General features: G+C 64.6%; 11 protein-coding genes and 1 pseudogene. 11 read left to right on the top strand and 1 reads right to left on the bottom strand.

Annotated elements, in window-relative coordinates; all coding sequences use genetic code 11:
* The first annotated feature begins 163 nt into the window (after window positions 1-163).
* From PQV96_RS13900 to otnI, 11 genes and pseudogenes are all read left to right on the top strand, one after another.
* Window positions 164-1192, top strand: a complete 1029-nt coding sequence (locus tag PQV96_RS13900; protein ID WP_273623224.1) for an ABC transporter substrate-binding protein — start codon at window positions 164-166, stop codon at window positions 1190-1192.
* An 80-nt stretch (window positions 1193-1272) separates the two neighbouring features.
* Window positions 1273-2097 carry an ABC transporter ATP-binding protein gene (locus PQV96_RS13905; protein ID WP_273623226.1) on the top strand — a complete coding sequence of 275 codons (825 nt, stop codon included), beginning with the start codon at window positions 1273-1275 and terminating at the stop codon, window positions 2095-2097.
* Window positions 2098-2121: 24 nt separating this feature from the next.
* Entirely contained in the window at window positions 2122-2889 is a 768-nt protein-coding gene (locus PQV96_RS13910; protein ID WP_060986854.1) for an ABC transporter permease, read from the top strand.
* A gap of 161 nt (window positions 2890-3050) precedes the next feature.
* Complete coding sequence (locus PQV96_RS13915) at window positions 3051-4103, top strand: patatin-like phospholipase family protein (RefSeq protein ID WP_273623232.1); 1053 nt, start codon at window positions 3051-3053, stop codon at window positions 4101-4103.
* A 117-nt stretch (window positions 4104-4220) separates the two neighbouring features.
* Entirely contained in the window at window positions 4221-5000 is a 780-nt protein-coding gene (locus PQV96_RS13920) for a FadR/GntR family transcriptional regulator (protein WP_207374568.1), read from the top strand.
* 254 nt (window positions 5001-5254) lie between these two features.
* Window positions 5255-5967, top strand: a pseudogene (locus tag PQV96_RS13925) (IS5 family transposase).
* A gap of 227 nt (window positions 5968-6194) precedes the next feature.
* Window positions 6195-7556, top strand: a complete 1362-nt coding sequence (locus PQV96_RS13930) for a GntP family transporter (protein WP_207374973.1) — start codon at window positions 6195-6197, stop codon at window positions 7554-7556.
* 36 nt (window positions 7557-7592) lie between these two features.
* Window positions 7593-8504 (top strand): L-threonate dehydrogenase, encoded by a 912-nt coding sequence (ltnD, locus tag PQV96_RS13935; protein ID WP_066786249.1) that lies wholly within the window; start codon window positions 7593-7595, stop codon window positions 8502-8504.
* Complete coding sequence (gene otnK, locus PQV96_RS13940) at window positions 8501-9778, top strand: 3-oxo-tetronate kinase (protein ID WP_066786246.1); 1278 nt, start codon at window positions 8501-8503, stop codon at window positions 9776-9778. Before ltnD ends, otnK begins: the two co-directional genes overlap by 4 nt.
* Before the next feature lie 17 nt (window positions 9779-9795).
* A complete protein-coding gene (locus PQV96_RS13945) occupies window positions 9796-10485 on the top strand; it encodes a class II aldolase/adducin family protein (RefSeq protein WP_066786258.1) in 690 nt (229 codons plus the stop codon).
* A 34-nt stretch (window positions 10486-10519) separates the two neighbouring features.
* Window positions 10520-11317: a 2-oxo-tetronate isomerase gene (otnI, locus tag PQV96_RS13950; protein WP_066786240.1), complete on the top strand. Its 798-nt coding sequence runs from the start codon at window positions 10520-10522 to the stop codon at window positions 11315-11317.
* 15 nt (window positions 11318-11332) lie between these two features.
* Here the strand turns inward: otnI and PQV96_RS13955 are convergent, their stop codons facing one another.
* Window positions 11333-12307: a metallophosphoesterase family protein gene (locus PQV96_RS13955; RefSeq protein ID WP_337930730.1), complete on the bottom strand. Its 975-nt coding sequence runs from the start codon at window positions 12305-12307 to the stop codon at window positions 11333-11335.
* Window positions 12308-12310: the final 3 nt, after the last annotated feature.

Below are 12310 nucleotides of genomic sequence, written 5' to 3' on the forward strand. Positions count from 1 at the left end.
GCACCACTTCGGTGAGGAATGGTTTGCCGTGCCGCGCCGCCCTTGCAAAAACCCGACAGCGCGCTTGAAAGCGGGCATCTTTTTTGCTGCATGGCTTGTACAGCCAAGGCATGACTGCCTTTTCCTTCTGTTTTTTTATTTGGCAACCGCCAGGAGCTATCCCATGAAAAAAAGAACCTTCATGCACACCGCAGCGGCACTGGCGCTGGCCAGCGCATTGCCCATGGCGTATGCGCAAAGCACGCCCATCAAGTTCCAGCTCGACTGGCGTTTTGAAGGCCCTGCGGCGCTGTTCCTGCAGCCTGTGGCCAAGGGCTACTTCAAGGCCGCGGGCCTGGATGTGACGGTGGATGCGGGCAACGGCTCCGGCGGCGCGGTGCAGCGTGTGGCATCGGGCACCTACGACATGGGCTTTGCCGACTTGGCCGCAGTGATGGAATTCCACGCCAACAACCCCGACGCGCAGAACAAGCCCGTGGCGGTGATGGTGGTCTACAACAACACGCCCGCCTCGGTCATGGCGCTGAAAAAGAGCGGCATCACCAAGCCCGCCGACCTGGCCGGCAAGAAGCTGGGCGCCCCCGTGTTTGACGCAGGCCGCCGCGCGTTCCCCATCTTCCAGAAGGCCAACGGCATTGGCGCCGTGACCTGGACCGCCATGGACCCGCCACTGCGCGAAACCATGCTGGTGCGCGGCGACGTGGACGCCATCACCGGCTTCACCTTCACCTCGCTGCTCAACCTGGAAGCCCGGGGCGCCAAGGCCGCCGACGTGGTGGTGCTGCCCTATGCCGACTTTGGCGTGAAGCTATACGGCAACGTGATCATTGCCAGCCCCAAGCTCATCAAGGAGAACCCTGCCGCCATCAAGGCGTTCCTGTCGGCCTTCACCAAGGGTGCCAAGGAAGTCATCGCCAACCCCGCTGCCGCCATCGAGCATGTAAAGGCGCGCGATGGCATCGTGAACGTGCCGCTCGAAACCCGCCGCCTGCAACTGGCTATCGACACCGTGATCAACGGCCCCGACGCGCGGGCAGAAGGGTTTGGCAAGGCCGTGCCCGGCCGCCTGTCGCTGATGGCTTCGCAGGTGTCCGACGCGTTCAACACCAAGACGCGCGTCAACGCCGACGACGTGTGGAACCCCAGCTTCCTGCCCAGCACGGCGGAACTCAACATCCTGCCGAAGAAGTAAAACTATCAATTTGATAGCTGCTAGCGCTTGATAGACAAGCGCCAGCAGCCATTTTCATTCAAAAACAAGAACGACCTTCCATGCAGGCTGCCGATTCCTATTTTGTGGACTTTCGCAATGTCTGGCTCGCCTACAACGACGAGCTGCGCGCCAAGAACCAGTTTGCGGTCGAAGCCATCGACCTGCAGGTGCGGCGCGGCGAGTTCATCGCCATCGTCGGCCCCTCGGGCTGTGGCAAGTCCACCTTCATGAAGCTGGCCACGGGGCTGAAGATGCCCTCCATGGGCAAGATCCTCATCGACGGCCAGCCAGTGACGGGGCCGCTCAAGGTGTCGGGCATGGCCTTCCAGGCGCCTTCGCTGCTGCCCTGGCGCACCACGGTGGACAACGTGCTGCTGCCGCTCGAAATCGTCGAGCCCTACCGCAGCCACTTCAAGCAAAAGCGCAAGGAGTACGAAGAGCGCGCCCGCAAGCTGCTGCAAAAGGTGGGGCTGGCGGGCTATGAGGACAAGTTCCCCTGGCAGCTGTCGGGCGGCATGCAGCAGCGCGCCAGCATCTGCCGCGCGCTGATCCACGAACCCAAGATGCTGCTGCTGGACGAGCCCTTCGGCGCGCTCGACGCCTTCACGCGCGAAGAGCTGTGGTGCATCCTGCGCGACCTGTGGACCGAGCAGCAGTTCAACGTGATTCTGGTCACGCACGACCTGCGCGAGTCGGTCTTCCTAGCCGACACGGTGTATGTGATGAGCAAGAGCCCTGGCCGGTTTGTGGTGAAGAAAGAGATCGAACTGCCCCGCCCGCGCGACCTGGAGGTGACCTACACCAAGGAGTTCACCGACATCGTGCACGAGCTGCGCGGCCACATCGGTGCCCTGCGAAAAGCAGGCGCGCCCATCCAGCAATAAGAACAAAGAAAGCGCCTCATCCCCATGCACAAGAAAACCGTGGAGCGCTGGTCCCCCTGGATCCTGCTCGTCGCCACCATCCTGCTGTGGCAAATCATCTGCTCGGCCTTCAGCATCCCTGAATACCTGTTCCCCAGCCCCTGGGCCATCGGCGTGCAGCTGGTGGAGTTCAGCGGCGTCATCGCAGGCCATGCCTGGCGCACCTTCTGGGTCACCATGGCGGGCTTCGGCATCGCCATCGTCGTGGGTGTGCTGCTGGGCTTTGTGATCGGCAGCTCGCGCATCGCCTACGCCGCCGTGTACCCGCTGATGACGGCCTTCAACGCGCTGCCCAAGGCCGCCTTTGTGCCCATCCTCGTGGTGTGGTTCGGCATCGGCGTGGGCCCGGCCATCCTCACCGCGTTCCTCATCAGCTTCTTCCCCATCATGGTCAACATCGCCACGGGCCTCGCCACGCTGGAGCCCGAGCTGGAAGACGTGCTGCGCGTGCTCGGCGCCAAGCGCTGGGACGTGCTGACCAAGGTGGGGCTGCCCCGCTCCATGCCGTACTTCTACGGCTCGCTCAAGGTGGCCATCACGCTGGCCTTTGTCGGCACCACCGTGTCGGAAATGACCGCGGCCAACGAGGGCATCGGCTACCTGCTGATCAGCGCAGGCTCGTCCATGCAGATGGGCCTGGCGTTTGCGGGCCTGATGGTGGTGGGTGCGATGGCCATGGTCATGTACGAGCTGTTCAGCTGGATCGAAAAACGCACCACGGGCTGGGCGCACCGGGGCTCGCAAGGCGAGTGAGGTTGCACGGGCGGTTGTCAAAAACTCAGCGAAAATGCCACCCAGCGCTTATCCATAAAGCGCTAGCAGCTACATTTTTAGGAGCAAACAGCGCCACCCACGGTGTGGGATCAACGCCGCCGCTATACTTCGCGCCCCGTTGCTCCGCAGGACCGCCTGGCATGCGCTTGACCGCTTTTTTCCACCCGCTGGCCACCCTTGCCAGCGTAACCATGCTGGCAGCCCTGACCTTGGCTGGATGTGGCGGCACCACCCCCGCCCGGCCCGACGCGGGGACGCAGCCTGCTCTTTCCTCCTCCGCTCCCCCTGTCCGCATCGGCATCGCCCTGGGCGGTGGCGCAGCCAAAGGGTTCGCGCACATTGGTGTCATCAAGATGCTGGAGGCCAACGGCTTTGCGCCCGCGGTGGTATCGGGCACCAGTGCAGGCAGCGTGGTGGGCGCGCTCTACGCCAGCGGCATGAACGCCTTCGAGATGCAGGAAAAAGCCGTGGCGCTGGACGAGGCCAAGATCCGCGACCTGCAGCTCTCGTCCGGCGGCCTGGTGCTGGGCCAGAAGCTCGAAGACTATGTGAACGAGCAGGTACGCCGCAAGCCACTGGAGCAGATGGCCAAGCCTTTTGTGGTCGTGGCCACGCGGCTGGAAGATGGCGAGCGCACCGTGTTTGCACGCGGCAACACCGGCCAGGCCGTGCGCGCATCGAGCAGCGTGCCCGGCGTGTTCCAGCCCGTCACCATCGGCAAGTACCACTTTGTGGACGGCGGCATCGTCAGCCCCGTGCCGGTGGATGCCGCGCGCCAGCTGGGCGCCGACATCGTGATTGCGGTAGACATCTCCAACAAGGCCCGGGGCCAGACGCCCGGCAACATGCTGGGCGCGCTCAACCAGTCGATTGCCATCATGGGCCAGAAGCTGGGCCAGGCCGAGCTGGCGCGGGCCGATGTGATCGTCCGCCCGCAGGTGCTGGACATTGGTGCCGCCGACTTCAGCCAGCGCGCCAATGCCATCGTGGAAGGCGAAAAGGCCGCACTGGCCGTGATGCCGCAGATCCGCGAGCGTGTGGCCCAGCTGCAAGCCGAACGCGCCAAGGCGGCGGCGCAGGCCCAGCAGAAGGCGGCCGAGTCGCATTACCAGGCCTGCCTGGACAACCGCAGCCGGCTACAAAAGCTGGCGGGCCTGGCCAAGCTGGACGACTCCTGCCCAGCGCCCAAGTAGCGCAGCCAACAAACCCTTCCGGCACAGCGCCCTTCGGGTAAAGTCTATTGCGCCCAACGCCTGCCCACAACAGCCGGCGCCACGTTCACGCCCCACACTGCCCGCCCCACCCATTCCATGCCTTCTCCCTTCTCCGCCGTCAAACCCAGCGCCAAGCTCTCCGACCAGGTGGCCAGCGCGCTGGAGGCCGAGATTCGCGCGGGCCGCATCCAGGCTGCGCAAAAGCTACCCACCGAGGCCGTGTTGGCGCAGCAGTTCCAGGTCAGCCGCACGGTGGTGCGCGAGGCCATCTCGCGCCTCAAGTCGCTGGGGCTGGTGGACTCGCGGCAGGGCAGCGGCGTGTATGTGCTGGCGCCGGGCATCGAGCCTTTGCAGTTTGATGTGCCCCTTGCCGCATCGCGCGAGGCGGTGATGCAGATCGTGGAGGTGCGCCGTGCGCTGGAGGCCGAAGTGGCTGAACTGGCAGCCCTGCGTCGCACCGATGAAGACATTGCCGCCATCCGCGCCGCCATGCAGCACATTGCCGACGCCGTGCGCGCAGGCCGCGACGGGGTGGAAGAAGACGTGCTGTTCCACCGCGCCATCGCCCAGGCGGCGGGCAACCCGTTCATGATCAGCACGCTGGACTACCTGGCCCAGTTCCTCAAAGGCGCCACGCGTGTGACCCGCGCCAACGAGGCGCGGCGCACCGACTTTGCCGATGCGGTGACCCACGAGCACACCCACATCGTGCGCGCCATCGAGGCGGGCGACCCGGTGGCTGCACGCGTCGCTGCGGCGCAGCACATGAAGAACGCACTGGCCCGCATTGAGCAGGCCGACCTGTCGTTCTGGGCCCAGGACGGCGCGCGACTGGCCCAGCCGCTGGTGGCGGCGTCCGCACCGCTGGTGTTCTGAGCTGCATCGGTGATGCCTGCGCGACGGGCTTAAACGCTTTGACGCTGGTGGCGTAGCGCGCATCCGAGCGAAGCTTGAGGTGTGGCGGCGGCTGGACTTGCCCCCTGCGGATTGTTGATTTGCTACATATTTAGTAGCTTCTCAGGCATATTGCACTAGGGTCTGTTGAGAATCAATCTGAGAGGCGTGAATGGATGTGATGCAATAGGAGCATGAGCATTCGATGGGTACTGACAGACGAGCAATGGGCCAAGATGGAGCCGCACTGCCTTGGCAAGCCAAGTGATCCTGGACGCAGCGGCACCGACAACCGCCGCTTCGTTGAGGCAGTGCTGTGGATTGCCCGCACAGGCAGCCCCTGGCGAGACCTGCCGCCAGAGTTCGGCAAGTGGAACACGGTGTTCAAACGCTTTAGAGACTGGGTTAAGGCCGATGTGTTCCAACGTCTGTTCGATGCAGTGAGCGAGCAGCCAGACATGGAATATGCGATGGTGGATGCCACGATTGTGAAAGTGCACCGGCACGGCCAGGGGGCAAAAGGGGGACTTCGGGCCAGGCCATAGGCCACTCGAGGGGCGGCATGACCACGAAGATACTGGCGCTGACGGATGCATTGGGCAATCTGGTGAAGTTCGTCTTGATGCCAGGGCAGCGCCACGACACCAAAGGGGTCAGAGAGCTGATTGCCGATGTGCGCTTTGATGCCTTGCTTGCCGACAAGGCCTTCGATGTGAATTGGCTGATCCAGGAGTTGGGTAAGCGCGGGGCGCAGGTGGTGATCTCACAGATGCCCCGCAGGAGAGCGCCACTGGAGATTGACCTGGAGATCTACAAATGGCGCCACTTGATCGAGAACTTCTTTGGCAAGCTCAAGGAGTTCAAGCGCATCGCCATGCGTAGCGACAAAACGGATACCAGCTTCGCAGCGATGATCTATCTCGCAGCTGGGGTTATCAACTCTCGGTAATTCTCAACAGACCCTAACGCTTGAGCACCAATACGCCTCAAAACCGCGTCACCCGCCCTCTGCACGCACGGGCACACGCGGGTTAACCCGTAGGAATACCGATCGCAAAAATTTGTATGATAACCATATAAACACATCAAACCAGGTGCACCCAGCCTTCCTCACGAGGCCGTTTTCAACGGCCTCCATCTGGGCCTGCGCCCTTCCATCCCGGAGATATCTCGTTCATGTCCACCCTCGCACTTCTCGGCATCGGCGCCGGCAGCATTGCCCTGCTCCTGTTGCTCATCATCCGCTGGCAGGTCCACGCTTTCGTGGCGATGATGCTGGTGAGCTTCCTCGTCGCATTTGCCACGGGCATGCCGATTAGCGACATCATCAGCACGCTGATTGCAGGCATGGGCGGCACACTGGGCTCGGTGGCCATCCTGGTGGCGCTGGGCTCCATGCTGGGGCGGATGATCGAGGTCTCGGGCGGTGCGGCCAGCCTGGCCAACCGCTTCACGCAGTTGCTGGGGCCCACACGGGTGCCCATGGCCCTGACGGCCGCTGCGCTGGTGCTGGCCATCCCGGTGTTTTTTGATGTGGGCTTCATCATCCTGGTGCCGATCGTCTACGGCTTTTGCAAGGCGGCGGGGGTCAACCCCATCAAGTTCGGCCTGCCCGTGGCGGGCATCATGCTGGCCGCGCACGTGGTGGTGCCACCGCACCCCGGCATCGTGGGCGGGGCGGCCATCGTCAAGGGCGACATTGGCTGGATCACCATCATTGGCCTGGCCATCTGCATCCCGCTGGCGGCGCTGGCGCAGGTCGTGGCGGGCTGGCTCAACCGCAAGGGCTACCCCATGCTGCCCACCACGGCAGAGCAGTTTGCGGCCTTTGGTACCAGCCAAGAAAGCACGGACTCCAAGGCACGCATCGCTCCCGGCGTAGGTACCATCATGGCGCTGATCCTGATCCCGCTCGCTCTGATCATGGCGGGCACCACCGGTGCCACGCTGCTGCCCAAGGGCGACAGCCTGCGTAATGTGCTGGGCTTCATCGGCTCGCCCATCTTTGCGCTGATGGTGGCCGTGGGTCTGGCGATGTATTTGCTGGGCCGCAACCAGGGCTGGAACCGCGAGCGCACCAACGCCATCATGGAATCTGCCCTGCCCCCGGCCGCTACCGTGATTTTGGTGACAGGTGCAGGCGGCGTGTTTGCCAAGGTGCTCACGGCCAGCGGCATTGGCGCGGCGCTGTCGCAAAGCCTCACCGCCACGCATCTGCCGCTCATCCTGCTGGCGTTCATCATTGCGCTGGCCCTGCGCGCTGCCCAAGGCTCGGCCACCGTGGCCATCATCACCACCTGCGGCCTGCTGGCCGATGCGATGGCGGGTGGCGGGTATTCCCCCTTGCAAGTGGCGCTGCTCACGGTTGCCATTGGCTTTGGCAGCCTGGGCCTGTCGCACGTCAACGATTCGGGCTTCTGGATCGTGACCCGCTACCTGGGCCTGAGCGATGGCCTGCGCACCTGGACGGTGCTGACCACGGTGCTGGGCTTGGCGGGTTTTGCCCTCACTGCCTTGCTGTGGATGCTGGTGGCCTGAGCGCCCTCTTTTGAATTTCATTGAAGGACTGACAACATGACCAAACCCACCGTCGGCATCATCGGCCTGGGCGCCATGGGCGCTGGCATTGCCAAGACCCTGCGCAACAACGGTTTCACCATCCACGTGTGCGACGTGCGTCCCGGCGTGGCCGATGCCTTTGTGGCAGACGGTGGCACGGCACACGCCACGACGGCGGCATTGGCGGCGGTGAGCGATGTGGTGGTGTCGGTGGTGGTCAACGCGGCGCAAACCGAGAGCGTGCTGTTTGGCGATGGCGGTAAAGGCGGCGCAGCCAGCACCATGCGCCCCGGCAGCACTTTTGTGATGTGCTCCACCGTGGACCCCAACTGGTCTGTGGCGCTGGAAGCGCGCCTGAACGCCCTGGGCCTGCACTATGTGGATGCCCCCATCTCCGGCGGTGCCGCCAAGGCCGCGTCGGGCCAGATGACGATGATGACCTCGGCCAAGCCTGAGGCCTATGCCGCAGCGGGCGCGGTGCTCGAAGGCATGGCTGGCAAGGTGTACCGCCTGGGCGACAAGGCGGGCGCGGGCAGCAAGGTCAAGATCATCAACCAGCTGCTGGCCGGTGTGCACATTGCCGTGGCCGCCGAAGCCATGGCCCTGGGCCTGCGCGAAGGCGTGGAAGCCAGCGCCTTGTATGAAGTCATCACGAACAGCGCGGGCAACAGCTGGATGTTTGAAAACCGCATGGCCCATGTGCTGGCAGGCGACTACACGCCGCTGTCGGCCGTCGATATCTTCGTGAAGGACCTCGGCCTGGTGCTGGACACCGCACGCGCCAGCAAATTCCCCCTGCCGCTGGCGGCCACCGCGCACCAGATGTTCATGCAAGCGTCCACCGCAGGCTTTGCCAAGGAAGATGACAGCGCCGTGATCAAGATCTTCCCTGGCATCACCCTGCCCGAAGCGAAGGACAAGCCATGACACGCGCACGTGCCCTGCTGGGCTGCATTGCCGACGACTTCACTGGCGCCACCGACCTGGCCAACAACCTGGTGCGCGCAGGCATGCGCGTGGTGCAAGCCATGGGCGTTCCCACGGCGCCGCTCGATACCGAGGCCGATGCCATCGTGGTCGCGCTCAAGTCGCGCACCATTCCCAAAGAAGAAGCCATTGCCCAGTCGCTGGCTGCGCTGCAGTGGCTGCAGGCGCAAGGTGCCGAGCAGATCTATTTCAAATACTGCTCCACCTTTGACAGCACGGCCGAAGGCAACATCGGCCCCGTGACCGATGCGCTGATGCAGGCCCTGGGCACCGACTTCACCATCGCCACGCCCGCCTTCCCCGACAACAAGCGCACCGTGTTCAAGGGCTACCTGTTTGTGGGCGATGTGCTGCTCAGCGAGAGCGGCATGCAGAACCACCCGCTCACGCCCATGACCGACCCCAACCTGGTGCGCGTGCTGCAGGCACAAACACCCAGCCGTGTGGGCCTGATCGACCACAGCGTGGTCGCCCAGGGCGAGACGGCCATCCGCGCACGCATAGCCCAACTCAAGGCCGATGGCGTGCGCATGGCCGTGGTCGATGCGGTGTCCAACGCCGATCTGCTGCGCCTGGGCCCTGCCCTCAAGGGCATGCCGCTGGTCACCGCAGGCTCGGGCGTGGCCATTGGTCTGCCGGGCAACTTTGGCGTGGCGCCCAGCAACGAGGCAGCACGCCTGCCCGCTGCACAAGGGCTGCAGGCCATCGTGTCGGGCAGCTGCTCGGTGGCCACCAACCAGCAGGTCATGGATTTCATCAAGGCAGGCAAGCCTGCTCTCGCCATCGACCCGCTGCGCATCGCTGCGGGCGTGGACGTGGCCGCCGAAGCGCTGGCCTGGGCCGAAGGCCACATTGGCAACGGCCCGGTGCTGGTTTACTCCACCGCCGAGCCATCGGCCGTGCGCGCCATTCAGGGCAAACTGGGCTCCGAAAAAGCCGGTGCCATGGTGGAAGGCACCATTGCCGCCATTGCACGCGGCCTGGTGCAGCGCGGTGTGCGCCAGCTCATCGTGGCGGGTGGCGAAACCTCGGGTGCCTGCGTGCAGGCCCTGGGCATCACGCAAATGCGCATTGGCGCGCAGATTGACCCCGGCGTGCCGTGGTGCCATGCCGTGGCACACGACGCGAAGGACGGGCTGCACATCACGCTGAAGTCGGGCAATTTTGGTAGCACCGACTTTTTCACCAAGGCTTTTGCACAATTGCAGGCATGACCTCACCCCCCGCCTTCATGGACGAGAGCCAGGCCCGCGACGAGATCTGCCGCGTGGGCCGTAGCCTGTTTGAGCGGGGCTATGTGCACGCCACCGCAGGCAACATCAGCGTGCGCCTGGCCGACGGCTACCTCATCACCCCCACCGATGCCTGCCTGGGCGCGCTACAGCCCGAGCGGCTGGCGCGCCTGGACGCACAGGGCCAGCAGGTGGCGGGCGACCGGGCCAGCAAAACCATTGCGCTGCACCGGCAGATTTACGAGGCCTCTGCATCGACAGCAGCCCCAGCGCGCTGCGTGATCCACACCCACAGCACGCACTTGGTGGGCTGCTCGCTGCAAGCCGACACCGCTGCAGACGGGGAATTGGCAGCGGATGCGCAATTGCTGCCGCCCATCACGCCCTACTTTGTGATGAAGGTAGGCCGCGTGCCGCACATCCCGTACCACCGCCCCGGCGATGCCGCAGCGGCAACACTGGTGGCGCAGACCATCACCCGCTATGCCTCCCAGGGCAGCCCGGTGCGCGCCGTCATGCTGGCACGCCTGGGCCCCAATGTGTGGCACGACACGCCAGCAGCCGCCATGGCGGTGCTGGAAGAGCTGGAAGAAACCGCCCGCCTGTGGATGCTGTGCCAGCCCCGCCCCACGCCGCTGACCGAGCCCCAGATTGAACAACTGCGCCAGACCTTTGGCGCGCAGTGGTAAGGCAACGCCTTCACCATTACACAGAAAGACACCCATGCCCCGTTTTGCCGCCAACCTGTCCATGCTCTACAACGACGTGGACTTTCTCGACCGCTTCGCCGCCGCTGCGCGCGATGGCTTCAAGGCGGTGGAGTACCTCTTCCCCTATGCCTACCCTGCGCAAGAACTGGCCGCGCGCCTGCAAGCCAATGGCCTGCAGCAGGTGCTGTTCAATGCACCACCCGGTAACTGGGACGCGGGCGAGCGCGGGCTGGCCTGCCTGCCGGGGCGTGAGGCCGAATTCCGCGAAGGCATCGCCAAAGCCATCGACTATGCCCAGGCCTTGCAATGCCCCCGCATCCACGTAATGGCCGGGCTGGTGCCCCAGGGGGCGGACGCAGCCACCGTGCGCGCCACCTACATCGCCAACGTGCGCTACGCCGCCGAACAAGCTGCGCCGCACGGCATCCAGATCCTGCTGGAGCCCATCAACGGCCGCGACATGCCCGGCTTCTTCCTGAGCCGCCAGAACCAGGCCCATGCGCTGATCGCCGAGATCGGCGCCACCAACGTGAAGGTGCAGATGGACCTGTACCACTGCCAGATCGTGGAAGGCGACCTGGCCATGAAAGTGCGCCAGTACCTGCCCGCGGGCAACGTCGGCCACCTCCAGATCGCCGGTGTGCCCGAGCGCCACGAACCCGATGTGGGCGAGATCAACTACACCTACCTGTTCCAACTGCTCGACCAGCTGGGCTACGACGGCTGGATTGGCTGCGAATACCGCCCCGCGCGCGGCACGGCAGCCCACGCCACCAGCGACGGGCTGGGCTGGCTCAAGCCCTGGCTGTGAGGGAACGGGCGTATTTCAACCCGCCACGGGCAGCGATTCAACGCACACGAAGTCACCCAAGCGGGCATCAAAATCCCAGCGCTGAGCAAAACGATTAGGGTATTGCCGCCCCAGCGAACCCGTGGGCTCTGACTGCATCTGCAACACCACCAGACTATTGGGTTGCCCACTGCGCAGGCGGCGCGACACGGCCGTGCCGGCCTGCATGGACCACAAACCTGGCTGGGGCTGCAACAAGGCCGGATGGTGCACATGGCCTGAGAGCAACATGTGGGCACCCGCATCGCGCCAGCGTTGCACGGCAGCGTTGGCGCCGTGGGGCCGGTGGGATCGATCCTCTGTACTGCGAGCCACCAACGGGTGGTGACTGACTACGATGCGCCATGCCTGCGCGGGTGCAGACCGCAAGTCTTCCGCCACCCGCGCCACCTGCGCGGCCGATAGCGTGCCGCGCTCGTGTCGCCAAGGTCTGGTCGTGTTCACACCCACAATCCAGAACGGCCCCACCTGCCGCTGAGGTTCGAGCTGGGCTCCAAACTGCGATGCAAATCGTTGGTAGGCCCGGCCCCAACGCAGCCACCAGGCGAACAGGGGCAAGTCGTGGTTGCCGGCCAGCACCACGCGCTCATCCACCCCCAGGCCGCAAACAAAATCGTGCGCCAAGGCGAACTGCTGGCGTGTGGCACGCTGGGTCAGATCGCCCGAAACCACCACCACATCCACACGCAGCCGATGCGCCAGTCGCTGCACCGCCGCGCACACCAGCGGGTCGTGCGCTCCAAAATGCAGATCGGAAAGATGCATCAATTTGTGCGTGGTGGCGATTACCGACGCTGGTGCTGGATGCAAAACTTTCGCTTCGTTCTTGCCAAGCCCCAGCTCCTTGTCAGCTTCCACCTTCAACGACGGGGGAACCGTCGCTGCCCCATGACCTTCGTGGCGAAGCATGGCACCGGTGTTCTCCGCGACTGCGGGCAGTTCCTGGCGCATGGT

Source organism: Acidovorax temperans (assembly GCF_028596105.1).
Classification (GTDB): domain Bacteria; phylum Pseudomonadota; class Gammaproteobacteria; order Burkholderiales; family Burkholderiaceae_C; genus Acidovorax; species Acidovorax temperans.

Coding starts and splice junctions, on each gene's coding strand:
- PQV96_RS13945 (WP_066786258.1), top strand. CDS start 9,796: ATGGACGAGAGCCAGGCCCGCGACGAGATCTGCCGCGTGGGCCGTAGC.
- PQV96_RS13930 (WP_207374973.1), top strand. CDS start 6,195: ATGTCCACCCTCGCACTTCTCGGCATCGGCGCCGGCAGCATTGCCCTG.
- PQV96_RS13910 (WP_060986854.1), top strand. CDS start 2,122: ATGCACAAGAAAACCGTGGAGCGCTGGTCCCCCTGGATCCTGCTCGTC.
- ltnD (WP_066786249.1), top strand. CDS start 7,593: ATGACCAAACCCACCGTCGGCATCATCGGCCTGGGCGCCATGGGCGCT.
- PQV96_RS13915 (WP_273623232.1), top strand. CDS start 3,051: ATGCGCTTGACCGCTTTTTTCCACCCGCTGGCCACCCTTGCCAGCGTA.
- PQV96_RS13900 (WP_273623224.1), top strand. CDS start 164: ATGAAAAAAAGAACCTTCATGCACACCGCAGCGGCACTGGCGCTGGCC.
- otnK (WP_066786246.1), top strand. CDS start 8,501: ATGACACGCGCACGTGCCCTGCTGGGCTGCATTGCCGACGACTTCACT.
- PQV96_RS13920 (WP_207374568.1), top strand. CDS start 4,221: ATGCCTTCTCCCTTCTCCGCCGTCAAACCCAGCGCCAAGCTCTCCGAC.
- PQV96_RS13905 (WP_273623226.1), top strand. CDS start 1,273: ATGCAGGCTGCCGATTCCTATTTTGTGGACTTTCGCAATGTCTGGCTC.
- otnI (WP_066786240.1), top strand. CDS start 10,520: ATGCCCCGTTTTGCCGCCAACCTGTCCATGCTCTACAACGACGTGGAC.
- PQV96_RS13955 (WP_337930730.1), bottom strand. CDS start 12,307: ATGCGCCAGGAACTGCCCGCAGTCGCGGAGAACACCGGTGCCATGCTT.